The organism is Pseudomonas sp. R76 (genome assembly GCF_009834565.1).
In the GTDB taxonomy this organism is placed as follows: domain Bacteria; phylum Pseudomonadota; class Gammaproteobacteria; order Pseudomonadales; family Pseudomonadaceae; genus Aquipseudomonas.
The window spans coordinates 2,696,065-2,719,670 of the sequence record NZ_CP019428.1 but is presented as its reverse complement, the minus strand read 5'-3'; the positions used below and the strand labels follow the sequence as shown (position 1 = coordinate 2,719,670).

At 60.5% G+C, this 23,606-nt stretch carries 27 protein-coding genes; 15 read left to right on the top strand and 12 right to left on the bottom strand.

Features of this window, described 5'->3' with window-relative positions; genetic code table 11:
• Positions 1-73 precede the first annotated feature (73 nt).
• Positions 74-535 carry a TlpA disulfide reductase family protein gene (locus PspR76_RS12595; protein ID WP_159955640.1) on the bottom strand — a complete coding sequence of 154 codons (462 nt, stop codon included), beginning with the start codon at positions 533-535 and terminating at the stop codon, positions 74-76.
• Between the two features lie 117 nt (positions 536-652).
• Between PspR76_RS12595 and arsC the strand changes: the two genes are divergently transcribed.
• Genes arsC through PspR76_RS12580 form a run of 3 tightly spaced genes read left to right on the top strand, consistent with a single transcriptional unit; the run spans position 653 to position 2,008 of the window.
• On the top strand, positions 653-1,006 hold the full coding sequence (gene arsC / locus PspR76_RS12590) for an arsenate reductase (glutaredoxin) (RefSeq protein ID WP_159955638.1): 354 nt from the start codon (positions 653-655) through the stop codon (positions 1,004-1,006).
• Entirely contained in the window at positions 1,003-1,617 is a 615-nt protein-coding gene (wrbA, locus tag PspR76_RS12585) for an NAD(P)H:quinone oxidoreductase (RefSeq protein WP_159955636.1), read from the top strand. Before arsC ends, wrbA begins: the two co-directional genes overlap by 4 nt.
• Entirely contained in the window at positions 1,601-2,008 is a 408-nt protein-coding gene (locus PspR76_RS12580; RefSeq protein WP_159955634.1) for a DUF2069 domain-containing protein, read from the top strand. The genes wrbA and PspR76_RS12580 overlap by 17 nt, the downstream gene beginning before the upstream one ends.
• Before the next feature lie 238 nt (positions 2,009-2,246).
• Here PspR76_RS12580 and PspR76_RS12575 read toward each other — a convergent pair whose 3' ends face one another.
• Positions 2,247-2,918: a DNA-3-methyladenine glycosylase I gene (locus PspR76_RS12575; RefSeq protein WP_159955632.1), complete on the bottom strand. Its 672-nt coding sequence runs from the start codon at positions 2,916-2,918 to the stop codon at positions 2,247-2,249.
• 67 nt (positions 2,919-2,985) lie between these two features.
• Positions 2,986-3,810, bottom strand: coding sequence for a tRNA 2-thiocytidine(32) synthetase TtcA (gene ttcA, locus PspR76_RS12570; protein WP_159955630.1), 825 nt, complete (start codon positions 3,808-3,810; stop codon positions 2,986-2,988).
• A gap of 363 nt (positions 3,811-4,173) precedes the next feature.
• Between ttcA and PspR76_RS12565 the strand changes: the two genes are divergently transcribed.
• Both PspR76_RS12565 and PspR76_RS12560 read left to right on the top strand, forming a co-directional pair.
• Positions 4,174-4,776: a Yip1 family protein gene (locus tag PspR76_RS12565; protein ID WP_106579846.1), complete on the top strand. Its 603-nt coding sequence runs from the start codon at positions 4,174-4,176 to the stop codon at positions 4,774-4,776.
• Positions 4,777-4,904: 128 nt separating this feature from the next.
• Positions 4,905-5,399 carry a SprT family zinc-dependent metalloprotease gene (locus PspR76_RS12560; RefSeq protein ID WP_159955628.1) on the top strand — a complete coding sequence of 165 codons (495 nt, stop codon included), beginning with the start codon at positions 4,905-4,907 and terminating at the stop codon, positions 5,397-5,399.
• 77 nt (positions 5,400-5,476) lie between these two features.
• On the opposite strand, the gene PspR76_RS12555 is transcribed toward PspR76_RS12560, so the two are convergent.
• Complete coding sequence (locus PspR76_RS12555; RefSeq protein ID WP_159955626.1) at positions 5,477-6,658, bottom strand: CaiB/BaiF CoA transferase family protein; 1,182 nt, start codon at positions 6,656-6,658, stop codon at positions 5,477-5,479.
• 157 nt (positions 6,659-6,815) lie between these two features.
• Here PspR76_RS12555 and tusD point away from each other — a divergent pair, with 157 nt between their 5' ends.
• The 6 genes from tusD to PspR76_RS12525 all read left to right on the top strand — a co-directional run bounded on the left by tusD (position 6,816) and on the right by PspR76_RS12525 (position 10,252).
• Entirely contained in the window at positions 6,816-7,208 is a 393-nt protein-coding gene (gene tusD / locus PspR76_RS12550) for a sulfurtransferase complex subunit TusD (protein WP_159955624.1), read from the top strand.
• Position 7,209: 1 nt separating this feature from the next.
• Positions 7,210-7,560 carry a sulfurtransferase complex subunit TusC gene (gene tusC, locus PspR76_RS12545; protein ID WP_159955622.1) on the top strand — a complete coding sequence of 117 codons (351 nt, stop codon included), beginning with the start codon at positions 7,210-7,212 and terminating at the stop codon, positions 7,558-7,560.
• Positions 7,560-7,838, top strand: coding sequence for a sulfurtransferase complex subunit TusB (tusB, locus tag PspR76_RS12540; RefSeq protein ID WP_159955620.1), 279 nt, complete (start codon positions 7,560-7,562; stop codon positions 7,836-7,838). The genes tusC and tusB overlap by 1 nt, the downstream gene beginning before the upstream one ends.
• Positions 7,835-8,170: a TusE/DsrC/DsvC family sulfur relay protein gene (locus PspR76_RS12535; RefSeq protein ID WP_159955618.1), complete on the top strand. Its 336-nt coding sequence runs from the start codon at positions 7,835-7,837 to the stop codon at positions 8,168-8,170. The genes tusB and PspR76_RS12535 overlap by 4 nt, the downstream gene beginning before the upstream one ends.
• Positions 8,167-9,168 (top strand): glycosyl transferase family protein, encoded by a 1,002-nt coding sequence (locus PspR76_RS12530; RefSeq protein ID WP_159955616.1) that lies wholly within the window; start codon positions 8,167-8,169, stop codon positions 9,166-9,168. The genes PspR76_RS12535 and PspR76_RS12530 overlap by 4 nt, the downstream gene beginning before the upstream one ends.
• Before the next feature lie 88 nt (positions 9,169-9,256).
• Positions 9,257-10,252: a glutathione S-transferase family protein gene (locus tag PspR76_RS12525; protein WP_159955614.1), complete on the top strand. Its 996-nt coding sequence runs from the start codon at positions 9,257-9,259 to the stop codon at positions 10,250-10,252.
• Positions 10,253-10,370: 118 nt separating this feature from the next.
• Here the strand turns inward: PspR76_RS12525 and cysG are convergent, their stop codons facing one another.
• Genes cysG through PspR76_RS12495 form a run of 6 tightly spaced genes read right to left on the bottom strand, consistent with a single transcriptional unit; the run spans position 10,371 to position 17,873 of the window.
• Complete coding sequence (cysG, locus tag PspR76_RS12520) at positions 10,371-11,765, bottom strand: siroheme synthase CysG (RefSeq protein WP_159955612.1); 1,395 nt, start codon at positions 11,763-11,765, stop codon at positions 10,371-10,373.
• A complete protein-coding gene (serS, locus tag PspR76_RS12515) occupies positions 11,766-13,046 on the bottom strand; it encodes a serine--tRNA ligase (protein ID WP_159955610.1) in 1,281 nt (426 codons plus the stop codon).
• A gap of 16 nt (positions 13,047-13,062) precedes the next feature.
• Complete coding sequence (gene crcB / locus PspR76_RS12510) at positions 13,063-13,437, bottom strand: fluoride efflux transporter CrcB (protein ID WP_159955608.1); 375 nt, start codon at positions 13,435-13,437, stop codon at positions 13,063-13,065.
• On the bottom strand, positions 13,437-14,759 hold the full coding sequence (locus tag PspR76_RS12505) for a replication-associated recombination protein A (protein WP_159955606.1): 1,323 nt from the start codon (positions 14,757-14,759) through the stop codon (positions 13,437-13,439). The genes crcB and PspR76_RS12505 overlap by 1 nt, the downstream gene beginning before the upstream one ends.
• A gap of 27 nt (positions 14,760-14,786) precedes the next feature.
• Positions 14,787-15,410 (bottom strand): outer membrane lipoprotein chaperone LolA, encoded by a 624-nt coding sequence (gene lolA / locus PspR76_RS12500; RefSeq protein ID WP_159955604.1) that lies wholly within the window; start codon positions 15,408-15,410, stop codon positions 14,787-14,789.
• Positions 15,411-15,464: 54 nt separating this feature from the next.
• Complete coding sequence (locus PspR76_RS12495) at positions 15,465-17,873, bottom strand: DNA translocase FtsK (protein ID WP_159955602.1); 2,409 nt, start codon at positions 17,871-17,873, stop codon at positions 15,465-15,467.
• 496 nt (positions 17,874-18,369) lie between these two features.
• Here PspR76_RS12495 and aat point away from each other — a divergent pair, with 496 nt between their 5' ends.
• The 3 genes from aat to infA all read left to right on the top strand — a co-directional run bounded on the left by aat (position 18,370) and on the right by infA (position 20,133).
• Positions 18,370-19,050, top strand: a complete 681-nt coding sequence (gene aat, locus PspR76_RS12490; protein WP_159955600.1) for a leucyl/phenylalanyl-tRNA--protein transferase — start codon at positions 18,370-18,372, stop codon at positions 19,048-19,050.
• Between the two features lie 56 nt (positions 19,051-19,106).
• Positions 19,107-19,814 carry an arginyltransferase gene (locus PspR76_RS12485; protein ID WP_159955598.1) on the top strand — a complete coding sequence of 236 codons (708 nt, stop codon included), beginning with the start codon at positions 19,107-19,109 and terminating at the stop codon, positions 19,812-19,814.
• A 100-nt stretch (positions 19,815-19,914) separates the two neighbouring features.
• Positions 19,915-20,133: a translation initiation factor IF-1 gene (infA, locus tag PspR76_RS12480; RefSeq protein WP_002553999.1), complete on the top strand. Its 219-nt coding sequence runs from the start codon at positions 19,915-19,917 to the stop codon at positions 20,131-20,133.
• 254 nt (positions 20,134-20,387) lie between these two features.
• On the opposite strand, the gene clpA is transcribed toward infA, so the two are convergent.
• Both clpA and clpS read right to left on the bottom strand, forming a co-directional pair.
• Positions 20,388-22,658 carry an ATP-dependent Clp protease ATP-binding subunit ClpA gene (gene clpA / locus PspR76_RS12475; RefSeq protein WP_159955595.1) on the bottom strand — a complete coding sequence of 757 codons (2,271 nt, stop codon included), beginning with the start codon at positions 22,656-22,658 and terminating at the stop codon, positions 20,388-20,390.
• Positions 22,659-22,687: 29 nt separating this feature from the next.
• A complete protein-coding gene (clpS, locus tag PspR76_RS12470; protein WP_005789091.1) occupies positions 22,688-23,056 on the bottom strand; it encodes an ATP-dependent Clp protease adapter ClpS in 369 nt (122 codons plus the stop codon).
• 224 nt (positions 23,057-23,280) lie between these two features.
• Here clpS and cspD point away from each other — a divergent pair, with 224 nt between their 5' ends.
• Positions 23,281-23,577 carry a cold shock domain-containing protein CspD gene (cspD, locus tag PspR76_RS12465; protein ID WP_174245616.1) on the top strand — a complete coding sequence of 99 codons (297 nt, stop codon included), beginning with the start codon at positions 23,281-23,283 and terminating at the stop codon, positions 23,575-23,577.
• Positions 23,578-23,606 lie beyond the last annotated feature (29 nt).

The window sequence follows — 23,606 nt, the reverse complement described above, 5'->3', positions numbered from 1 at the left end:
GTCAGCTAATGTATTGACTGACACACTGCATTCGGGAGCAAGCTCCCTCCCACAGTTTATTGGGTACAACTCTCTAGCCGCGCAAGGCCTTAAGTTTCGCGAGCACCCCTTCAGCCGTCTGCTCGCCCATCAACTGCTCACGCACCTTGCCCTTGTCATCAATGATGTAGGTCACCGGCAGTGCCTCGCTGCGAGGAATATCGAAAATCTCCTCCGGGTTCTGCGCCAGTACGGTGAACTTGATCCCCAGTTTCTCGCTGGCAGCCTTGAGTTCTTCACCCTGCACATTGTCGAAGTTGACCCCGAACACCCCCACGTTCTGCCCTTTCAACTGCTCGGCCAAGGCATTCAATTCCGGTATTTCCGTGCGGCACGGGCCACACCATTCGGCCCAGTAGTTAACCACTACCCATTGCTTGTCCAGGCGCTCGGACGCGACTTTCTTGCCGTACTGGTCAACGCCGTAGTCGTTACCGCAGCCGCTGAGCAGCAGGGTTGTAATGATCGCCAATGCACCGATCAGTCGCCTTGTCATGGGGTAATCCTTTGCAAAAAAATGAACGTTGGCTGCGACCTATCGCCTCTTACGGTTTAAGGACGGGACGCTGCGCAGGTAGAATACCCGCCACCTTACGCAAGATGCGACCCGCACATGACCGATCTGACGCTTTATCACAACCCGCGCTGCTCGAAATCCCGCGGTGCGCTCGAACTGCTGGAAGCCCGTGGCCTGACGCCGACCATCGTGCGCTACCTGGAAACGCCGCTGAATGCCGCGCAAATAAAGGCCTTGCTGGGCAAGCTGGGCATCAGCGCACGCCAACTGCTGCGCACCGGCGAAGACGACTACAAAACCCTCAACCTGGCCGACGCCAGCCTCAGTGAAGCGCAACTGATTGTTGCCATCGCCGAGCATCCGAAGTTGATGGAGCGCCCGATCCTGGAAACCGCCGATAAAGCCATCATTGGCCGCCCACCGGAAAAAGTACTGGAGCTGCTGCCGTGACCGCGCCGTATGTGTTGGTGTTGTATTACAGCCGCAACGGCTCGGTCAGCGAAATGGCCCGGCAGATTGCCCGCGGCATCGAGCAAGGCGGGCTGGAAGCACGCTTGCGCACCGTGCCGGCGATCTCCACCGAGTGCGAAGCCGTGGCGCCGAGCATCCCCGACGAAGGCGCGCTGTATGCCAGCCTGGATGACCTGAAAAACTGCTCGGGCCTGGCCCTGGGCAGCCCGACGCGCTTCGGCAACATGGCCGCGCCGCTCAAGTATTTCCTCGATGGCACCAGCAACCTGTGGCTCACCGGCGCCCTGGTCGGCAAGCCGGCCGGCGTGTTCACCTCCACCGCCAGCCTGCACGGCGGCCAGGAAACCACGCTGATGTCGATGCTGCTGCCGTTGCTGCACCACGGCATGCTGATCACCGGCCTGCCCTACAGCGAACAAGCGCTGCTCGACACCCAGGGCGGCGGCACGCCGTATGGCGCCAGCCACCACGCCGGGCCGGACGGCAAGCGCATGCTTGATCAACACGAAATCACCTTGTGCCGCGCCCTGGGCCTGCGCCTGGCCACCACCGCCACGCTGCTGGAGAACGGCCGTGGCCAGAAAGCCTAAGGTCCTGCCGCCCCAGTCGTGGTTGGAACCACGCGTGAAGGTGGCACGCGCGCTGAGCCTGCTGGCGTTTCTTGGCCTGGTGGCGCTGCTGTGTGTGTATTACCTGTTCATCGCCGACCTGCACGGCGCACGTCCGTGGGTCATCCTGCTGATCGAGCTGGTGCCGCTGCTGGTGCTGGCGCCGGGCATGCTGCTGGGCAGCGCACGCGGGCATTCGTGGATGTGCTTTGTGGTGAACCTGTACTTCATCAAGGGCGCGCTGGCGGCCTATGACCCGAACCGGCAGTGGTTCGGGGTGCTGGAGATGCTCGCGAGTCTGGCGGTGTTTTGCACGGCGCTGCTGTATGTGCGGTGGCGGCATCAGTTGAATCGGCGGTTGGCTGAGGCCTGATAGAGATTCAGCGCCTGATAGTCAGTCTTCGCAGGCAAGCCAGCTCCCACATATTGACCGCATGTTCATGTTGGACCCCGGCCAACTGTGGGAGCGGGCTTGCCCGCGAAGGCGATAGGTCAGGCAGTACATTAGTTGGCTGGCCCACCGCTATCGCAGGCAAGCCAGCTCCCACATTTGATCGACGGCGCGGTCAAAATGTGGGAGCTGGCTTGCCTGCGATAGGATCAACTCGGTCTTAATGGTTGACCGTATAAGCCAGCATCATCGACAACTGGCACATCGGCCGCCCACTTTCGGCATGCCACTGGTTAAACGCCCCTTGCACCGTGGCCAAATCCCGCAGGCTGGTCGGCGCTTTGTCGACGATCTTCTGCGCATTCAGGGCCGCGACCACGTCATAGCTCGGTACAAAGGTGTCCTTGCCGACCATGCGCAAAAAGCGCGGCGCCGACAGTCCGCCCAATTGATGGCCGTGCTTGCTCAGGTACTTCCATAAGCCAACGATGTCGGTCACCGGCCACTCGGCGATAAACGCGCCGAAACTGCCCTTTTCCTGCTCGATATCCAGAATCATCTGCGCGTTGCGCGGCACGCTCTTGAGCTTGCCCAGGTGACGAATGATGCGTGTGTCCTGCATCAAGCGCTCCAGGTGTTCGGCGCCCATCAGCACGACCTTTTCCGGGTCAAAACCAAAAAATACCTGCTCGAACGCCGGCCACTTGGCATCCACCACGCTGTGCTTGAGCCCTGCGCGAAACACGCGCAGCGCCAGGGTCGAGAGGTAGCGATCGTCGCTGATCTTGCGCAATTGCGCCGGGGTCTTGGGTACAGGCAAATGGGCTTCCAGCTCGGCCGCTGAACCAAAGCGGTTCAGACAATATTCGTGCAGCCACTTGTAATCGCGCATGCCCTCTCCTGGGATTTGAATTGAAAACGGCGCTCGCAAGCGCCGTGTGTCAGAGCGTTGAATGGGCTCAGAGGTTCACAACATTGACGAAGCGCGAAGCGGCGCTCTCATCGATTTTCAGGCTGGTGAAGTCAAACAGGTTGCGGTCGGCCAGCTGCGACGGCTGCACATTCTGCAGGCTGCGGAAGATGCTTTCGGTGCGGCCCGGGGTCTTGCGCTCCCAGTCCACCAGCATTTCCTTGACCACCTGGCGCTGCAGGTTTTCCTGAGAGCCACACAGGTTGCACGGGATGATCGGGAACTGCTTGAAGTCGGAGTAGGCCTGGATGTCTTTCTCGTTGCAATACGCCAGCGGGCGGATCACCACGTTGCGCCCGTCATCGGCGCGCAGCTTGGGCGGCATGGCCTTGAGCGAGCCGTTGAAGAACATATTGAGGAAGAAGGTTTCGACGATGTCATCGCGGTGATGACCCAGGGCCATCTTGGTCGCGCCGATCTCATCGGCAAAGGTGTAGAGCGTGCCACGGCGCAGGCGCGAACACAGCGAACAGGTGGTCTTGCCTTCCGGGATCAACTCCTTGACCACCGAATAGGTGTCTTTTTCGACGATGTGGTACTCGATGCCGAGCTCTTTGAGGTAGGCCGGCAGCACGTGCTCGGGAAAGCCCGGTTGTTTCTGGTCCATGTTGACGGCGACGATCTCGAACTTGATCGGTGCGACCTTTTGCAGGTGCAGCAGCACGTCGAGCATGGTGTAGCTGTCTTTGCCGCCAGAGAGGCAGACCATGACCTTGTCGCCCTCCTCGATCATATTGAAATCGGCGACCGCTTCACCGGCCAGGCGACGCAGGCGTTTTTGCAGTTTGTTCTGGTTGACCGTAAGAGTGCCCATGGCGCTTGGATCCGCTAGAGGTGTGTGACGAAAAGCCGGGTATTTTACCTTCATGACCGATCGAGTTCCAATGTGGGAGCTGGCTTGCCTGCGATGGCGGTATCACCCAAACAATTAAATTGGCTGACCCACCGCTATCGCAGGCAAGCCAGCTCCCACAGTCGACCGAGTCGTTATTGACAGACCTCACCGCGATTAGGGCCAATGTTTACAGCGCAATTTGCTCTAAAGCCCCACAGTTTTTCCGGTCATCACTTCCTATACTGCGACTTGAGGTCGCACAACTATCCAGGACCTTTGAGGCCATTTGGCCCGTGGGCGCTCCGATGGGGGGCGATAGTAATAACGACAGGAGTGACTGGCATGATCCATCACGTCGTGGGGCTGTTTACCCATCCCGACCAGGAATGGCGGGAAATCCGTGGCGATAAAGAAGAAAGCATCGGCCACATGTACCTCACTCACACCCTGATTCTCGCGGCGATCCCCGCCGTCTCCGCCTTTATCGGCACCACCCGGGTCGGCTGGGTCATCGGCAGCCGCGCGCCGGTCATGCTCACTCAGGAAAGCGCCTTGTGGATGACCCTCATGTCGTATGCGGCCATGCTCGGCGGCGTGGCGGTGATGGGCGCGTTCATTCACTGGATGGCGCGCACCTATGACGCCAGCCCGAGCATGGCGCGCTGCGTGGCGTTTGCCACCTACACGGCGACGCCGCTGTTTATCGGTGGGCTGGCAGCGCTTTACCCGCATATGTGGCTGGGGATGGTCGTGGGCACGGCCGCCATCTGCTACACGGTGTACCTGCTTTATGTGGGGTTGCCGACGTTCATGAGCATCGACCCGGACGAAGGCTTCCTGTTTTCCAGCTCGGTACTGGCGGTAGGCCTGGTGGTGTTGGTGGCGATCATGGCATTTACCGTCATCGTCTGGGGCTTGGGCGTAGGCCCGATCTATACAAATTAACCTGATAAAACCGTAGGCAAAGCCACCGCAAGGTGGCTTTGTGCGTGATGCACGACCATTCGGCGCCTGACAGATTCGGAAACACCTGCTTTTGCGGCATACTGGACGTCTCTGGAGATATGGTCAGCATGCCCGAGCAACTCAATACCCGCGTCGAAGATTGTTTCCTGCAAGCCGAATCCTTTTTCAAACGAAGCTTCAAACGCCCCCAGGTCAGCCTCAAGCTGCGGGGCCAGAAGGCCGGTGTCGCGCATTTGCACGAGAACCTGCTGCGTTTCAACCCACAGTTGTACCGTGAAAACAGCCAGCATTTCCTCAAACAGACCGTGGCCCATGAAGTGGCGCACCTGATCGCCCATCAATTGTTTGGCGAACGCATCCAGCCCCACGGCGAGGAATGGCAACTGATCATGCGCGGAGTTTACGAACTGCCGCCGGATCGCTGCCACACCTATGAAATCAAGCGCCGGCAGGTGACTCGCTACATCTACCGCTGCCCGTGTGCCGACAGTGATTTCCCGTTTTCGTCACAGCGCCATGCATTGGTGAGCCAGGGGCGGCGGTATTTGTGTCGGCGGTGTCGGCATACCCTGGTGTATACCGGGGAAACTCGGGTGGAGTGAGTGCCCCATCGCAGGCAAGCCAGCTCCCACAGGGTCAAAAGGTGGGAGCTGGCTTGCCTGCGATAGCGCCCGGGCAGTCAACCAATCACTTTGGCCAGCCGCAATTCTGCTATGCGCTGAGCACTAAAGCCTAACTCAGCCAACACCTCATCACTGTGCGCCCCAACGGCCACCCCAATATGCCGAGCCTCTGGCAACCCCTCAGAAAACTTCAACGGGCAGGCTATCTGCGCCTGAGTCGAGCCATCGCCGCGCGGCACCTGGCTGACCAACTCGCGCGCCTTCAACTGCGGATGCTCCAGCGCTTCACTCAGGCTCAACACCGGTTCCACACAGGCATCCAGCCCGGCAAACAGCTCACACAACTCAGCAAAGCTGCGCTTCTCGAACTCAACCTGCAGCGCCAGCTTCAGGGCTTTTTGCTGCTCGGGGTTGGGTGACAGGCCCTGCGCCGCCAACTCCGGCCGCCCCAACGCCGCGCACAATTGCTGCATAAAGGCAGGCTCCACGCTGCCGACTGACATCCAACGCCCATCCCGGGAGCGGTAGTAATCGTAGAAACTGCCGCCGTTGAGCACATGGTTTTCCCATTCCGGTTCGACCCCACACGCCAGGTAACCCGCACCGGCCATGGCGTTCAGGCTGAACGAACAATCGGTCATGCTCACGTCCAGGTATTGGCCGACTCCGCTGTGCTGCCGCGCAATCACCGCCGCCAGCAACCCCACTACCGCGTGCAGCGAGCCACCGCCGACATCCGCCAATTGCACGCCCAGCGGCAGTGGCCCGCTGCCCTGCCGCCCGGTGTGGCTGGCGATGCCCGCCAGCGCCAGGTAGTTGATATCGTGCCCGGCGCGGTCTTTGTAGGGCCCGGTTTGGCCGTAGCCGGTGATCGACACATAGATCAGCCTGGGGTTGATCGCCTTCAGCGCCGCATAGCCCAATCCCAAGCGTTCCATCACGCCGGGGCGAAACTGTTCAATGAGAATGTCGTAGTCCTTGACCAGCTCGCGCACGATCGCCAACGCCTCGGCCTGCTTGAGGTCCAGCGCCAGGCTGCGCTTGTTGCGATTGAGATAGGCGTGGCTCGCCGACGTGCCCCGGTCATGGGGCGGCAACACCCGCAACAGGTCCATGCGCGTCGGTGATTCGATGCGCAATACCTCGGCGCCCATGTCCGCCAGCATCAAGGACGCAAACGGGCCAGGCAGCAAGGTGGAAAAATCCAGCACTCTAAGCGACGCCAAGGGACCTGACATGGGCACTCCATTTCGGTTTCGAATGCCCACAGCGTAGGCAGGCTTGGCGCTACCGGCAATCGTCAGAACGATCAGCGACAGTGACCGTTTTGATCACGGCGGGCTTTTTCGCGGCGGCGGCTTTATCATTGGCCCACGTTTGCTTGCAGAGTGCTCCATGAAGTTTGCCATTGCTGTGTTTTCCGCCGCCCATGCGCCCTCCTCGCGCCGTGCCTTGCTGTTCGCTCAGGCGGTGCTGGCGGGCGGGCATGAGATTGTGCGGCTGTTCTTTTATCAGGACGGCGTCTACAGCGCGTCCAATAACATCGTTGCGCCCCAGGATGAGCAAGACATTGCCCGCCAATGGCGCGAGTTCGTCAACACCCACCAGCTCGACGGCGTGGTGTGCATCGCCGCCGCCTTGCGTCGTGGCGTACTCAACAGCGAAGAAGCCACGCGCTATCAACGCAGCGCGGTGAACCTCGATGCGCCGTGGGCGCTGTCAGGCCTTGGGCAGTTCCACGACGCGGCCCAGTCTGCCGACCGCCTGATTTGTTTTGGAGGGCCGTGACATGTCCAAATCCTTATTAGTGATCAGCCGTCAGGCGCCGTGGTCCGGGCCGAGCGCGCGTGAAGCGCTGGATATCGTGCTGGCCGGTGGCGCCTTTGATCTGCCGATTGGCTTGTTATTTATGGATGACGGCGTGTTCCAGCTGGCGCCGCACCAGAACGCCAAGGCCGTGCAGCAAAAAGACCTCAGCGCCAACCTGCAAGCACTGGGCCTGTTCGGCATTGACGATGTGTTCGCCTGCCACCACAGCCTGGCCGAACGCGGCATGGCGCCGCCCGCCAGCGCCCAGCCGCTGAGCAGCACAGAAATTTCCCAGCTGATTGACCGTTACGACCAGGTGATTACCCTCTGATGTCGACTTTACATGTGGTGTCTCACTCCCCGTTTACCGATGGCCGCCTGGCCAGCTGCCTGCGCGTGTGCGGCAGCGCCGACGCGATCCTGCTGTGCGGCGATGGCGCTTACGGCCTGCATAACCCGGCCCTGCAAACCCAGGGCGTGAAGGTATTTGTGCTGGCCGAAGACATGCAGGCGCGCAACCTGCCGCTGCCGGACTGGGCCGACAGCGTGGACTACCCAGGTTTTGTGCAACTGTCGATTGACTACGACAAGGTCAACACCTGGCTATGAACACCCTGACCGTCGGTTCACGCACCCTTGAGCTGGATAAGGACGGCTACCTCGTCGACCTGAATGACTGGTCTGCCGAGGTCGCCGATGCCCTCGCCGCCGCCGTACCGCTGGAATTGACTGCGGCGCACTGGGAAATCCTCGAACTGCTGCGCGGCTTCTATGCAGAGTTCCAGCTGTCGCCCGCCACGCGCCCGCTGATCAAGTACACCGCCTTGAAGCTGGGCCCGGAAAAAGGCAACAGCCTGCACTTAAACACACTGTTCAACGGCACTCCCGCCAAACTCGCCGCCAAGCTGGCGGGCCTGCCCAGGCCGACGAATTGCTTATGACCGACTTTGCCCCGCTGACCCTTGAAACCCCTGCCGAGCACCCGTTTGCGCAGTTCGTGCGCATCCTGGGCAAAGGCAAGCGCGGCGCGCGCAACCTCACCCGTGAGGAAGCCCGCGAAGCCATGGGCATGCTGCTCGACGAAAAAGTCGAAGACACCCAGCTCGGCGCCTTCCTGATGCTGCTGCGCCACAAGGAAGAAAGCCCGGAAGAACTTGCCGGCTTCACCGAGGCCGTGCGCGAACGCCTGAACGCCCCGGCGCTGAATGTGGATGTGGACTGGCCGACCTATGCCGGCAAGAAACGCCACTTGCCTTGGTATCTGCTGGCGGCCAAGTGCCTGGCGCAAAACGGTGTGCGCATTCTGATGCACGGCGGCGGCGCCCACACCGCGGGCCGGTTGTACACCGAGCAACTGCTGGAAGGCCTGCAAATCCCGCTGTGCCGCAACTGGCAGCAGGTCGAGACGGCCTTTGAGCACGGCAACCTGGCGTTTATTCCGCTGGGCGATTGGGCGCCGCAGTTACAGCGCATGATCGACCTGCGCAACACCCTGGGCCTGCGCTCGCCGATTCATTCCCTGGCGCGGCTGCTCAACCCGCTGAACGCGCGTTGCGGGCTGCAAAGTATTTTCCATCCCGGTTACCAGGGCGTGCACCGCGATGCCAGTGGCCTGCTCGGTGACAATGTGATTGTGGTCAAGGGCGATGGCGGCGAAGTCGAGATCAACCCGGACACAATCAGCCACCTGTACGGCACCACCGGCGGCGAGAGCTGGGACGAAGAATGGCCTGCCCTCTCCGCTCAACGCCACGTCAAACCTGCCAGCCTTGAGCCTGAACAGCTGAAGGCGCTATGGCGTGGCGATGTCGAAGACAGCTACCCACAACTCGCCCTGATCGCCACCATGGCCCTGGCCTTGCGCGGCCTCGGCCACCCACGGGAACACGCCTTCGAATTGGCACAGCAGTATTGGGACGCACGGGACAGATCGATTTAACCGATCATTAGCGCCCGGTCTTTGCGCTTTTAGTTCGAACTCATCCCTTTAGACTGGGCTCCAACGCTTATTAGCCGAGGAGCCAGTCATGGGTTTGCTGATCGAAGGACACTGGAAAGACCAGTGGTACGAAAGTAGCGCAGACGGCGCGTTCCAGCGCGAACAGGCGCAGCGCCGTAACTGGGTGACCGCCAACGGCGAGCCCGGCCCAAGTGGCGACGGCGGCTTCAAGGCCGAAGCCGGTCGCTACCACCTGTATGTTTCCCTCGCCTGCCCCTGGGCCCATCGCACCCTGATTATGCGCAAGCTCAAGGGCCTGGAAAGCCTGATCGACGTATCTGTGGTCAGCTGGTTGATGCTGGAAAACGGCTGGACCTTCGACAAGGCCCACGGCTCTACCGGCGACAAGCTCGATGGCTTCGACTACATGCACCAGCGCTACACCGCCGACACTGCCGACTACACCGGCCGCGTCACCGTGCCGGTGCTGTGGGACAAGCAGCTCAAGCGCATCGTGAGCAATGAGTCGGCGGAGATCATCCGCATGTTCAACAGCGCGTTTAACGGGCTGACCGGCAACACGCAGGACTTCTACCCCGAAGGGCTACGCCCGACCATCGACGCGCTGAACGAGCGCATCTATCCCGCCGTGAACAACGGCGTGTACCGCGCAGGCTTCGCCACCTCGCAACAGGCCTACGAAAGCGCGTTTGATGATGTGTTTGCCGAGCTGGATCACCTGGAGCAGCACTTGGGTGAGCACCGTTACCTGGCCGGTGAGTACCTGACCGAGGCCGATGTGCGGCTGTTCACCACGCTGATTCGTTTTGATGCGGTGTATTACAGCCACTTCAAATGCAATTTGCGGCGGATCGCCGATTACCCGAATTTGTCGAACTGGCTAAGGGAGATGTATCAGTGGCCGGGCGTGGCCGAGACGGTGGATTTTGCCCATATCAAGGGGCATTACTACGCGAGCCACCGCACGATTAATCCCACGGGAATTGTGCCGAAGGGGCCGTTGCAGGGGTTTGATGCGGGGCATGATCGTGAGCGGTTGAACGGTAAAGGTGTGTGGAGCTGATGATAGTTCCCGCGCTCAGCGTGGGAATGCAGCCCTGGACGCTCTGCGTCCGCTTTTAAAAGCACGACGCGGAGCGTCATAGGAGGCATTCCTTTGCTGCGCGTGGGAACGAGCAATGTCAGACTTGGGACTGCGCGCCTTCAAACCACTTCAGCTTCTCGCGCAACACCACCACTTCACCGACGATCACCAGTGTCGGCGCATGCACTTCATGCTCCGCCACCATGCGTGGCAAGTCCGCCAGGGTGCCGGTGAAGACCCGCTGGTTGGACGTGGTGCCTTGCTGGATCAGCGCCGCCGGCGTATCCGCTGCTCGGCCGTGCTTGATCAACTGTTCGCAGATGATCGGCAAACCGATCAAGCCCATGTAGAACACCAGGGTCTGCGACGGCCCGACCAAGTCACGCCAAGGCAGGTCCGAGGTGCCGTTCTTCAAATGCCCGGTGATAAAGCGTACCGATTGCGCATAGTCGCGATGGGTCAGCGGAATCCCGGCATACGCCGCGCAACCACTGGCCGCGGTAATCCCCGGCACCACCTGGAACGGGATGCCATGGGCCGCCAGCTCTTCGATCTCTTCGCCACCGCGGCCAAAGATGAACGGATCGCCACCTTTGAGGCGCAGCACACGCTTGCCTTGCTTGGCCAAATCCACCAATTGCTGGTTGATCTGGTCTTGCGGCACCGCATGGTCGGCGCGACGCTTGCCGACGTATATACGCTCGGCATCGCGACGGCACAGTTCGAGAATTGCCGGTGCGACCAAGCGGTCATACAGCACCACATCGGCTTGCTGCATCAGGCGCAGGGCGCGGAAGGTCAGCAGGTCCGGATCACCTGGGCCTGCGCCCACCAGGTACACCTCGCCCGGCGCATGCGGCGGCTTGCCGTTGACTTTCTCGACCAGCAAACGCTCGGCTTCATCGCCCTGCCCGGCCAACTGGCGGTCGGCAATCGGGCCTTGGAACACCTCTTCCCAGAACGCACGACGCTGCTGCACGTCCGGGTACAAACCTTTGACCTGGGCACGGAAACGCGCCGCCAACCCGGCCAACTGGCCATACGTGGACGGTATCCAGGTTTCCAGCTTGGCGCGGATCAGGCGCGCCAGCACCGGCGCATCGCCGCCACTGGACACGGCAATCACCAACGGCGAACGGTCGACAATCGCCGGGAAGATCACGCTGCACAAGGCCGGCGCATCCACCACGTTGACCGGTACGCAGCGACGCTTGGCATCACTGGACACTTGCGCGTTCAGTGGCTCGTCGTCGGTCGCGGCGATAATCAGGGTGCAACCGTCGAGGTCGGCCTCCTGATAACCGCGCAAAATCAGTTCCCCGCCACTGCCCAGCACCAGCTCACGCAACTGGTCTTCGATCTGGGGAGCAACCACCCGCAGCAACGCACCGGCGTCGGCCAGCAGCCGGGATTTGCGCAAGGCAATCTCCCCGCCACCAACGACCAACACACGACTGCCGCGCAGGTTATGAAACAGCGGCAGAAATTCCATTTAGCCGATGACCTCAACGCCCGCCATGTACGGCTTGAGCACCTCAGGCACACGGATCGAACCGTCCGCCTGCTGGTAGTTTTCCAGCACGGCCACCAGGGTACGGCCTACGGCCAGGCCCGAACCGTTGAGGGTGTGCACCAGCTCCGGCTTGCCGGTTTCCGGGTTACGGAAACGCGCCTGCATGCGGCGCGCCTGGAAATCGCCGCAGTTGGAGCACGACGAAATCTCGCGGTACTTGTCCTGGCTCGGCACCCACACTTCGAGGTCGTAAGTCTTGACGGCGCTGAAACCCATGTCGCCAGTGCACAGCGCCAGTACGCGGTACGGCAGCTCCAGCAGTTGCAGCACGCGTTCGGCGTTGGCAGTCAGGCCTTCCAGGGCTTCCATCGAGGTCGACGGCTCGACCACTTGCACCATCTCGACCTTGTCGAACTGGTGCTGGCGGATCATGCCACGGGTATCACGCCCCGAAGCGCCCGCTTCACTGCGGAAGCACGGGCTGTGGGCCACGAACTTGATCGGCAGTTGCTTGGCGTCGAGGATTTCGCCGGCGACGATGTTGGTCAGCGACACTTCGGCCGTCGGGATCAGGTACAGGTCGGCTTCGCCGTCGCGGCTGATCTTGAACAGGTCTTCTTCGAATTTCGGCAGCTGGCTGGTGCCCATCAGCGCCGGCGCCTGCACCAGGTACGGGGTGTAGGCTTCTTCGTAACCGTGCTCGCCGGTGTGCAGGTTGATCATGAACTGCGCCAGGGCACGGTGCATGCGCGCAATCGGGCCGCGCAGCAAAGCAAAGCGTGCGCCGGACATTTTGGCGGCGGTTTCGAAATCCAGGCCACCGGTCAGTTCGCCCAGGGCAACGTGGTCCTTGATCTCGAAATCAAAGGCTTTCGGCGTGCCCCAGCGGCGCACTTCGACGTTGCCGTCTTCGTCTTCGCCCACCGGCACGGATTCGTGCGGAATGTTCGGGATGCCCAGCAGGATCGAATCCAGCTCGCTCTGAATGCCTTCCAGCTCGACCTTGCCGTCGGACAGCTCGGTGCCCATGCGCTCGACGTCCGCCATCAGCGGCGCGATGTCTTCACCGCGCTGCTTGGCCTGACCGATGGATTTGGAGCGCGCATTGCGTTCAGCCTGCAGTGCTTCGGTGCGGGTCTGGACGGTCTTGCGCTGTTCTTCCAGCGCTTCGATGCGCGCAACATCCAAGGCAAAGCCACGGGATGCCAGGCGGTCCGCTACGTCCTGAAGGTTGCTACGTAACAGTTTGGAATCGAGCATGTCGGTCTCTCGTTTATCAAAGTTTGGTCAAGGACAGGCCAGCCCAGGTGGCGAGCAGCCCGCCGAACACGCTGATGCCCAAGTACCCGAAGGCAACCAGGGCTTGCCCGCTTTCCAGCAGGCGTATCGTGTCCAGTGAAAAGGATGAAAAGGTCGTCAGACCGCCTACAAAGCCGACAATCAAGCCGGCGCGAATCTCAATCGGCACTTCCGGGCGCAACAGGAACCAGCCGTACAACAGCCCGATGATCAAGCAACCCACCAGGTTGACCGCCAGGGTCGCCGCATAAAAATGCTTCGGCCAATTGGCGCTCACCCACGTACCGGTGGCGAAACGCAATAATGTACCAGCGATGCCGGCTACGGACACGGCAAGAATCGTCTTGAGCACTACTTTCTCCGCTGTTTGGGGCTGAGGCGATCGAGTTGGGCGAGGTGATTGAGTTTTTCGCCGATCTTCAGCTCCAGGCCACGGGGCACCGGCTGGTAGAACGGCTGCGGCTCAAGCTCATCGGGGAAATAGTCTTCGCCGGCCGCATAGGCGTCCGGCTCGTCATGGGCATAGCGGTATTCGTCGCCGTAGCCCAATTGTTTCATCAGCTTGGTCGGCGCGTTGCGCAGGTGCAACGGCACTTCCAGCGAGCCGTGTTCGGCGGCGGCGCGCAGGGCCGACTTGAAGCCCATGTACACCGCGTTGCTTTTCGGCGCGCAGGCCAGGTAGGTAATGGCCTGCGCCACCGCCAACTCACCTTCCGGGCTGCCAAGGCGCTCCTGCACTTCCCAGGCCGCGAGGCACAGGCTCAGCGCACGCGGGTCGGCATTGCCGATGTCTTCGCTGGCCATGCGCACCACGCGGCGCGCGAGGTACAGCGGGTCGCAGCCGCCGTCGATCATCCGCGCAAACCAGTACAGCGCGCCATCCGGGTTGGAACCGCGCACGGATTTGTGCAGCGCCGAGATCTGGTCATAAAAGGCTTCGCCGCCCTTGTCGAAACGGCGGCGGGTGTCACCGAGCAGGCTTTGCAGGAGGTCGACGCCGATCTCGCTGTTGTCTTCCGCCAGGTCGGACGCGTTCTCCAGCAGGTTAAGAAATCGGCGACCGTCGCCATCAGCAGCGCTCAGCAAAATCTTGAAGCCTTCGTCGCTGAGACTCAGCTGGCGCTTGCCCAACCCCTTGTCTTCGCCCAAGGCGCGCTGCAATAGCTTGCGCATCGCGGCTTCGTCCAGGCTCTTGAGCACATAGACCCGCGCCCGCGAGAGCAAGGCATTGTTCAATTCAAACGAAGGGTTTTCGGTGGTCGCACCGATAAATATCAGCGTGCCGTCTTCGACATAGGGCAGGAACGCATCCTGCTGCGACTTGTTGAAGCGATGCACTTCGTCGACAAACAGGATGGTGCGCTTGCCGTATTGCCCGGCCTGCTGCTTGGCCACCTCAACCGCCTGGCGGATCTCCTTGACCCCGGCCAGCACCGCCGAAACCGTTTCGAAGTGCGCATCCGAGACCTTCGCCAGCAACCGCGCCAGGGTGGTTTTACCCACCCCCGGCGGCCCCCAGAAAATCATCGAATGCAGCGCACCCTGCTCCAGGGCTTCGCGCAAAGGCTTGCCGCGAGCGAGCAGGTGTTCTTGCCCGACGTACTCATCCAGGTTGGTCGAACGCAAGCGCGCGGCCAAGGGTTGAGCAATCGGGTCACTTCGAAACAAATCCATGGGCAGCGCTTGAAACCTCTGGGCAGTTTATTCCTGGATCACGTCGGCACCCTTGGGGATGACGAACTTGAACTTGGAGGCATCCACAACGCCGTTGGCCTTGACCGCGGAGAACAGGATGTCGGTGCGCTGGCCGACGCTGTCGATCAGGCGCATGTTATTGATCACGCCGTTACCGAACGACAATTGCAGGCTGTCGAACAGCGTGTCCTTGGATTTCGGCTTGAGGGTGAACTCAATGACGTTGCTGGTTTGCTTGGAGGTGATATCAAAGCTGTCGCTGATTTTCGACACATCGCCCGACAGCAGCAGCGCCGGGGTCTGGTTCAAGCGCGGGTCGAGCTTCTTGATGGTCGCCTGTTCCAGGTCCGGGTCCCATAAAGTCACTTTCTGGCCGTCGGAGACGATGGTCTGCTCGTTCGGCGCGTCGGTTTTCCAGTAAAACAGGCCTGGGCGCTGCACAGCCATTTCACCGGCGGTTTCCTGCAACTGGGTGCCGCCGCCATCCAGGGTCAACTGGGAGAAGCGCGCGGTCAGAGTCTTGGATTGGTCCAGCAGGTTGGTCAGGCTTTTGACGGAGGCCGGATCAGCGTGGGCCGAAAGGGCCGTCAAGGCCAGGGCCGGCAACAACAGCATGCGGATAAGACGCATGGGAGTCCTCATTGAGTCGTTAGGGCGTGCCGCGTGCTGCCACGCGGCACGGGATCAGTCGCGCATCTGCCCGGGGGCGATGACTTCGCGCGAGCCGTTGGTGTTCATGGCGGTCACGACGCCGGCGTTTTCCATGGCTTCGATCATGCGGGCGGCGCGGTTGTAGCCAATTTTCAGTTTGCGCTGCACCGCAGAGATCGAGGCGCGGCGGCTTTCCAGCACGAAGGCCACGGCTTCGTCGTAGAGCGCGTCGGTTTCGGCGTCATCGTCGCCACCGCTGCTGCCGCCGTCAAAGCCACTGCCGGCTTCTTCGACACCGGCGAGGATGTCGTCGTTGTATTCCGGCGCGCCGCGCAGTTTCCAGGCTTCCACCACGCGGTGTACTTCGTCATCGGAAACGAACGCGCCGTGAACCCGGATCGGCAGGCTGGTGCCCGGCGGCATGTAGAGCATGTCACCGTGGCCCAGCAGCTGTTCGGCGCCGCCCTGGTCGATGATGGTGCGCGAGTCGATCTTGCTCGAAACCTGGAACGCCATGCGCGTAGGAATGTTGGCCTTGATCAGACCGGTGATCACGTCCACCGACGGCCGCTGGGTCGCCAGGATCAAGTGAATACCGGCAGCACGGGCCTTCTGGGCGATACGTGCGATCAGTTCTTCAACCTTCTTGCCGACGATCATCATCATGTCGGCAAATTCGTCGACCACCACCACGATGGTCGGCAGCTTGGTCAGCAGCGGTGCTTCGTCATGGATGCTTTCGCGCTTGTACAGCGGGTCGGTCAGCGGTGTGCCGGCGTCCTGGGCTTCCTTGACCTTGGCGTTGAAGCCCGACAGGTTACGCACGCCCATCTTCGCCATCAGCTTATAGCGGCGCTCCATCTCGGCGACGCTCCAACGCAAGGCGTTGGCCGCGTCCTTCATGTCGGTGACCACCGGGCACAGCAAGTGCGGAATGCCTTCGTAGATCGACAATTCCAACATCTTCGGGTCGATCATGATCAGCTTGGCGTCATCCGGGCCGGACTTGAACAGGATCGACAGGATCATCGCGTTCACGCCCACCGACTTACCGGAACCGGTCGTACCGGCCACCAGCAAGTGCGGCATTTTTGCCAGGTCGGTAATCACCGGCTTGCCGCCGATGTCGTGGCCCAGGGCCAAGGTAACCGGCGATTTGAAGTTGTCGTATTCCGGCGTCGACAGCACTTCGGAGAAGCGCACGATCTGACGGTCTTCGTTGGGAATCTCGATGCCCACCGTGGTCTTGCCGGGGATCACTTCCACAACCCGTACGCTGGTTACGGCCAGGGAACGCGCCAGGTCTTTCGCCAGGTTGGAGATGCGGCTGACCTTGACGCCGGCAGCCGGCTGGATTTCGTAACGGGTAATCACAGGGCCGGGATGGATCGAATCCACGGAGACTTCGACGCCGAATTCCTTGAGCTTGATTTCCAGCAGGTGGCCGACAGCAGCCAAGGATTCCGGCGAGTAATTAAGTTGTTTCTTTTCAGCCGGGTCGAGAATCGAGATCGGCGGCAAGGTGCCTTCCACGGCGCTGTCGACAAACAACGGCGCCTGTTTCTCTTTCTGCACACGATGGCTCGGCTCGGGCGCCTTGGGCGGCGCCGGGGCGATCACCGGCGGCACCTGCTTCTCGCGGTCCGACATGTGTTTGCTCAGGGCTTGCTCGCGCTCGATCAGGCGTTCCTTGACCTTGGCCTGCTCGCGCCGGTCCGGCGTGGTCGGGGCCACGACCTCATTGACGCGGGTATCCACCTCACGCAGCTGCGCCACCATGCGCTTGCGCTCTACGCGGGCCGACCACCAACGGTTGGCGGCGCCTTGGAACAGCTCCAGCAGGTCGAGGGTGATCTTGCCGGTCACGTCCATCACCTTGAACCACGACAGGTCGGTGAACACCGTGAGGCCGAACAGGAACAGCGCGATAAACATCAAGGTGCTGCCCTGGATATTCAGGGTCTTGCGCGCCAGGTCGCCGAGGCTTTCGCCCAGCGCACCGCCCGCGCCCGCCGGCAGGCCGGTCGGTGCATGGAAGTGAATATGCGCCAGTGCGGCGCCGGACAGCACCAGGAACACCAGGCCGATCAAACGCCAGGAGAACAGCCAGCCGCTCCACTGCCATGGCTCGTGACGCTGGCGGAAGATTTGCCAGGTCTTGATCGCCAGCAGCAGCGGGAAGATATACGCGAAGTAACCCAGCACCATAAACAGGATGTCGGCGCTGTAGGAACCGGCGGGGCCGCCGAAGTTCTGCACGTCTTCGATCTTGCTGTTGTGGCTCCAGCCGGGATCGTCCTTGCCATAGGTGAGCAAGGCCATCATCAGGAACAGGCACAGCGCGCCAATGGCAATCAGCGCGCCTTCCTTGAGTCGGTAGTGCAGGTGCTGGCGCCAGGCGGGCACGACTGCTGCTTTAGGTGTTGCGGCGGATTTCTTCAAAACGGGTCTTTTCCTGCGCCTTTAGCGCGTCCATCTGTTGAATGACTGCAAATACTGCCCAATCCGAGCAGCTGAAAATTAACCAATACCAGTGAATCTACGTTTAACACCCGCTGATGTTTGGGTGAAATGGCGACAACGCCACAATGGCCGCATTGTACGGGTTTGCGCCGACGATGCCACGCCCTTGCCCATCACCGGAGAGCATAGACAATTGAAGTGTCACAGCATGTTCAATTTGAGCATGCATTGTCTTTGCTGACAAAGGCTTATGAGCTGTATTTAGCAATCCAGGCAAGCTTGGCAAATGGCCTGCATGGCCCAGCCCCGATTACGACCGCACCCACGGAGCAGAGTTGCAGCAACACGCGCTCACGCTTAACCGTGCGGATATCGGATTCGGGCTGGCCCCACAGCGCTGCGTCGACAATAATCACCGCTCTTGCGGCAGGCCACAGACCTGCCACTGCCCTCCCCTTCCGTAAGCCTGGATGCCATGCTGACCTGGTTGCAACGCGATTCCCTGACATTTCCGCCGCTGGCCAAGGCCATGCGCGAACCCAATGGCTTGCTTGCCGCCGGTGGCGACTTGTCGGCCGAACGCCTGATCCAGGCCTATCGCCACGGCTGCTTTCCGTGGTTTTCCGAAGGCCAGCCGATCCTCTGGTGGTCGCCGGACCCACGCACGGTGATATTTCCCGACGAGCTGCACGTCTCGCGCAGCCTCGGCAAATTGTTGCGCCAGCAGCGCTACACCGTGACCTTCGACCAGGACTTCGCCGCCGTCATCCAGGCGTGCGCCGCGCCACGCAGCTATGCCGATGGCACCTGGATCACCGAAGGCATCCAGAGCGCCTACCTGGCGCTGCACCAGCGCGGCTACGCGCACTCCGTGGAGGTGTGGGACCAGGGCGAGCTGGTCGGCGGCCTGTATGGCCTGGCGATGGGTCAACTGTTCTTTGGGGAGTCGATGTTCAGCCGCGCTGATAACGCCTCGAAATTCGGCTTCGCCACGCTGACCCGGCAACTGCAGGCCTGGGGTTTTGTGCTGGTCGACTGCCAGATGCCCAATGATCACTTGCACAGCCTCGGCGCCCGCGCCATACCGCGCAGTGAATTCGCGGACTTTTTGCGCAACCATTTGGATCAACCCAGCTCTGGACCGTGGGTTTCCTAGGCGACTTCCTCGCACCTGGCTTACACTTATTTCAAAGCTTATCCCGAGGGTTGATCATGACCGAGCTGGCGCGCTTGAAGTTTTATGCCACTCAAGCTCACTCTTGCAGCTATCTGCCCGACGAGCAGGCCACCACGCTGTTCCTCGACCCCAGCCAGCCGATGGACGTGCACGTGTACGCCGACCTGTCGGAGATGGGGTTTCGGCGCAGCGGCGATCACCTGTACCGGCCCCACTGCCAGAACTGCAATGCCTGCGTGCCGGCGCGCATCCCGACTGCGCAGTTTTTGCCGGACCGCAACCAGAAGCGCATCCTCAAGCGCAATGCCGACCTGACCATCACCGCCACCAAACCGCACTTCAGCGAAGAATATTTCGACCTCTACCAGCGCTACATCGAACAACGGCATGCCGACGGCGACATGTTCCCGCCCAGCCGCGATCAATTTTCGACGTTCCTGGTGCGCGACTTGCCGTTTTCACGTTTCTACGAGTTCCGCCTGGAGGGTCGCCTGCTGGCGGTGGCCGTCACCGATTTGCTGCCCAACGGCCTGTCGGCGGTGTACACCTTCTATGAACCGACCGAAGAACGTCGCAGCCTGGGACGCTTTGCGATCCTGTGGCAAATCGGCGAAGCCCTGCGCCAGGAACTCGAAGCGGTGTACCTCGGATACTGGATCAAAAACTGCAAAAAGATGAACTACAAGACCCAATATCGGCCCATTGAGCTGCTGATTAATCAAAGATGGGTAACGCTTAACTAGAACCCCTTGGCTTAAACACCCTTTTTCGGGCACAATGCACGCCGCTTTTGCCTGGCGCAGTTGCACCGGGCCATTCACTGGATACCGAGGGCTTTACTGCATGTCGAAAGAAGACAGCTTCGAAATGGAAGGCACTGTCGTCGACACCCTGCCCAACACCATGTTTCGTGTGGAGTTGGAAAATGGGCACGTCGTAACCGCGCATATCTCCGGCAAGATGCGCAAGAACTACATTCGTATTCTTACCGGTGACAAAGTGCGCGTCGAGCTGACGCCCTATGACTTGAGCAAAGGGCGCATCACCTACCGCGCTCGCTAATCAAGTCAATACAAAGCGCCCGGTTATGCCGGGCGTTTTTGTGTGTGCGTGATTTAACAGCCACACCTTAACCCTGTGGGAGCTGGCTTGCCTGCGATAGCGGTGGGTCAGATAAAGATTTTTTCCTGACAGAACGCTATCGCAGGCAAGCCAGCTCCCACAGTTGACCTCAATTGTTCTGGGGGACACATTCCAAGTTCACAGACAGCAAAAAGGCGCCTTTCGGCGCCTTTTGCTTTTCCTGCAACTATCGATCAGGCCATTTCAGCCGTGGTTTCGAACTCGAAGGTCAGCTCGCCGTCCTTCAGGTCGATATGCACCACGCCACCATGGTCGGAGAGTTCGCCGAACAGGATCTCTTCGGCCAATGGCCGCTTGATCTTGTCCTGGATCAGACGCGCCATTGGGCGAGCGCCCATTGCCGCGTCGTAGCCACCTTCGGCCAGCCAGTTGCGCGCCGCGTCCGTCACGTCCAGCTGCACGCGCTTGTCTTCCAACTGCGCTTGAAGCTCGGTAAGGAACTTGTCCACCACGCTTTTGATGACCTCATGGCTGAGGCGACCAAACTGGATAATGGTGTCCAGACGGTTGCGGAACTCCGGCGTGAAGCTCTTCTTGATCACTTCCATTGCATCCGAAGAGTGATCCTGGTGCGTAAAGCCAATCGAAGCCCGCGCAGCGGTTTCAGCGCCGGCGTTGGTGGTCATGATTACGATCACATTGCGGAAGTCCGCCTTGCGCCCGTTGTTGTCGGTCAGGGTACCGTGGTCCATGACCTGCAACAGCAGGTTGAAGACTTCCGGGTGGGCCTTCTCGATTTCATCGAGCAGCAATACGCAATGCGGCTGCTTGGTGATTGCCTCGGTCAACAGACCGCCCTGGTCAAACCCGACATAGCCCGGAGGCGCACCGATCAGGCGCGACACGGTGTGACGCTCCATGTATTCGGACATGTCGAAGCGGACCAGCTCAATGCCCATGGCCTTGGCCAACTGCCGCGCCGCTTCGGTCTTGCCGACGCCGGTCGGGCCTGCGAACAGGAACGAACCGACAGGCTTGTCCGGCGACTTGAGGCCCGCACGCGACAACTTGATCGCGGTGGACAACGCGTCGATGGCCGCATCCTGACCAAACACGGTGAGCTTGAGGTCGCGCTCCAGATTACGCAGCAGCTCCTTGTCGGAACTGTTGACGTGTTTTGGCGGAATCCGCGCGATCTTCGCCACGATGTCCTCGACTTGCTGCACGTCGATGCGTTTCACGCGCTTCTCGACCGGCTGCAGGCGCTGGTAGGCGCCCGCCTCGTCGATCACGTCGATGGCCTTGTCCGGCATGTGCCGGTCATTAATGTAACGCGACGCCAACTCAGCCGCGGCACGCAGCGCCTCATCGGTGTACTCGATGCCATGGTGCGCTTCGAAACGCCCCTTGAGGCCGCGCAGGATGCCGATGGTGTCTTCAACCGAAGGTTCGGACACGTCGACTTTCTGGAAGCGCCGCGCCAGGGCACGGTCCTTCTCGAAAATGCCACGGAATTCCTGGAACGTGGTCGAACCGATGCAGCGGATATCACCCGACGACAGCAGCGGTTTGAGCAGGTTCGAGGCGTCCATCACCCCACCGGATGCCGCACCGGCACCAATAATGGTGTGGATCTCATCGATAAACAGGATCGCCTGCGGGCGTTTTTTCAGCTCACCGAGCAACGCTTTGAAGCGCTTCTCGAAATCGCCACGGTACTTGGTCCCGGCGAGTAACGCGCCGAGGTCAAGGGAGTAGACGACGCTGTTGGCCAGCAGGTCAGGCACCTGGTTATCGACAATGCGCTTGGCCAGGCCTTCGGCAATTGCGGTTTTACCCACGCCCGCCTCACCCACCAGCAACGGATTGTTCTTGCGACGACGCGCGAGGATCTGCGCTACACGCTCAACCTCAAGCTCACGCCCCACCAGCGGATCGATCCGCCCCTGGCGCGCCAGTTCATTGAGGTTGCTGGCATAGGCATCCAATGGATTGCCCGAAGAAGAAGACTCACCGCCCTCGTCGTCCTGCATATCCTGTTCACCCTCGGAATGATCGCCGTGCCCAGGCACCTTGGAGATACCGTGGGCGATGTAGTTGACGACATCAATACGGGCAACGCTCTGCTGTTTCAGCAGGAACACCGCCTGGCTTTCCTGTTCGCTGAAGATCGCCACAAGCACATTGGCGCCTGTGACTTCACGCTTACCGGAGCTCTGTACGTGGAAAACAGCACGCTGCAGTACCCGCTGGAAGCCCAGGGTTGGCTGGGTCTCGCGGTCCTCGTCATGCACGGGGATCAGCGGCGTGGTGGAGTCGATAAACTCCTGCAGGTCATGCTTGAGTTTGTCGAGGTTGGCGCCGCACGCACGTAAAACGGTGGCGGCAGCTTCGTTATCCAAAAGTGCCAGCAGCAGGTGTTCGACGGTCATGAACTCATGACGCTTCGAACGAGCCTCCTTGAAGGCAAGATTGAGGGTGACTTCGAGCTCGCGGTTTAACATAGCTTCACCTCATACCCAAGTGGTCGGCGTTAACCGTCCTTCTCGATTTCACAGAGTAGCGGATGCTGGCTTTCCCTGGCGTACTGGTTGACCTGCATGGCCTTTGTCTCGGCGATGTCGCGGGTAAACACTCCACATACTGCTCGTCCTTCTGTGTGAACGGCCAGCATTACCTTGGTCGCCAACTCGCGGTTCAGGTTAAAAAACACCTCGAGTACTTCGACCACGAAATCCATCGGTGTGTAGTCATCATTGAACAAAACCACCTTGTACATCGGCGGCGCCTGTAGGGCAGGCTTCGCTTCCTGAACAGCAATGCCTGCAGAACCGTCGTCATCGTGTTCCTGATCCGGGCGATCCTGATTGAATGTTAGTCGAATCTGGCTGTTTGCATGCATGGAAAGAAAGTTTCGTCAGTGGTTCAAATACAGTGATGGGGGCGACCTGTCAGAATTTCAACACTGACCGTATGGTCGCCTTGACTATCGGCGAAACGGTGTTACAACCAATAGAGCCCACAGTGGGTAAAAAAGGTCCGCGCAGTCAACCTTATTTATTCGGGTTAGGACGGATAAACTGGATGATACTCCAGTGATGGAGTCTGGTGCAGAGGGATATGAGCATGGCTAGTGGTAAGGTCAAGTGGTTCAACAACGCCAAGGGGTATGGCTTCATTATCGAAGACGGCAAGGATGAAGACCTTTTTGCGCATTTCTCAGCGATTACCATGGATGGGTATAAAACGCTGAAAGCGGGCCAGGCGGTGGAGTTTGAAATCATCCAGGGGCCCAAGGGCCTGCATGCTGTTGCCATCAGTGCAGCCGGCGCGGCCAAAACTGGAAGCCCCCACGACGAGACCCGCGAAAATGGGCTCAAGACTGATCAACCCACTCAATCAAAAACGAAACAAACGGCCTGATCAGCGCTTATGCAACGCAAAAAAAACCG

Excerpts from the sequence above, each read along its gene's own strand:
- PspR76_RS12595 (WP_159955640.1), bottom strand. The coding sequence starts at position 535 with ATGACAAGGCGACTGATCGGTGCATTGGCGATCATTACAACCCTGCTG.
- arsC (WP_159955638.1), top strand. The coding sequence starts at position 653 with ATGACCGATCTGACGCTTTATCACAACCCGCGCTGCTCGAAATCCCGC.
- PspR76_RS12575 (WP_159955632.1), bottom strand. The coding sequence starts at position 2,918 with ATGCGCGATTACAAGTGGCTGCACGAATATTGTCTGAACCGCTTTGGT.
- ttcA (WP_159955630.1), bottom strand. The coding sequence starts at position 3,810 with ATGGGCACTCTTACGGTCAACCAGAACAAACTGCAAAAACGCCTGCGT.
- PspR76_RS12565 (WP_106579846.1), top strand. The coding sequence starts at position 4,174 with ATGATCCATCACGTCGTGGGGCTGTTTACCCATCCCGACCAGGAATGG.
- PspR76_RS12560 (WP_159955628.1), top strand. The coding sequence starts at position 4,905 with ATGCCCGAGCAACTCAATACCCGCGTCGAAGATTGTTTCCTGCAAGCC.
- PspR76_RS12555 (WP_159955626.1), bottom strand. The coding sequence starts at position 6,658 with ATGTCAGGTCCCTTGGCGTCGCTTAGAGTGCTGGATTTTTCCACCTTG.
- tusD (WP_159955624.1), top strand. The coding sequence starts at position 6,816 with ATGAAGTTTGCCATTGCTGTGTTTTCCGCCGCCCATGCGCCCTCCTCG.
- tusC (WP_159955622.1), top strand. The coding sequence starts at position 7,210 with ATGTCCAAATCCTTATTAGTGATCAGCCGTCAGGCGCCGTGGTCCGGG.
- tusB (WP_159955620.1), top strand. The coding sequence starts at position 7,560 with ATGTCGACTTTACATGTGGTGTCTCACTCCCCGTTTACCGATGGCCGC.
- PspR76_RS12535 (WP_159955618.1), top strand. The coding sequence starts at position 7,835 with ATGAACACCCTGACCGTCGGTTCACGCACCCTTGAGCTGGATAAGGAC.
- PspR76_RS12530 (WP_159955616.1), top strand. The coding sequence starts at position 8,167 with ATGACCGACTTTGCCCCGCTGACCCTTGAAACCCCTGCCGAGCACCCG.
- PspR76_RS12525 (WP_159955614.1), top strand. The coding sequence starts at position 9,257 with ATGGGTTTGCTGATCGAAGGACACTGGAAAGACCAGTGGTACGAAAGT.
- cysG (WP_159955612.1), bottom strand. The coding sequence starts at position 11,765 with ATGGAATTTCTGCCGCTGTTTCATAACCTGCGCGGCAGTCGTGTGTTG.
- serS (WP_159955610.1), bottom strand. The coding sequence starts at position 13,046 with ATGCTCGATTCCAAACTGTTACGTAGCAACCTTCAGGACGTAGCGGAC.
- PspR76_RS12505 (WP_159955606.1), bottom strand. The coding sequence starts at position 14,759 with ATGGATTTGTTTCGAAGTGACCCGATTGCTCAACCCTTGGCCGCGCGC.
- lolA (WP_159955604.1), bottom strand. The coding sequence starts at position 15,410 with ATGCGTCTTATCCGCATGCTGTTGTTGCCGGCCCTGGCCTTGACGGCC.
- aat (WP_159955600.1), top strand. The coding sequence starts at position 18,370 with ATGCTGACCTGGTTGCAACGCGATTCCCTGACATTTCCGCCGCTGGCC.
- PspR76_RS12485 (WP_159955598.1), top strand. The coding sequence starts at position 19,107 with ATGACCGAGCTGGCGCGCTTGAAGTTTTATGCCACTCAAGCTCACTCT.
- infA (WP_002553999.1), top strand. The coding sequence starts at position 19,915 with ATGTCGAAAGAAGACAGCTTCGAAATGGAAGGCACTGTCGTCGACACC.
- clpA (WP_159955595.1), bottom strand. The coding sequence starts at position 22,658 with ATGTTAAACCGCGAGCTCGAAGTCACCCTCAATCTTGCCTTCAAGGAG.
- clpS (WP_005789091.1), bottom strand. The coding sequence starts at position 23,056 with ATGCATGCAAACAGCCAGATTCGACTAACATTCAATCAGGATCGCCCG.
- cspD (WP_174245616.1), top strand. The coding sequence starts at position 23,281 with ATGGCTAGTGGTAAGGTCAAGTGGTTCAACAACGCCAAGGGGTATGGC.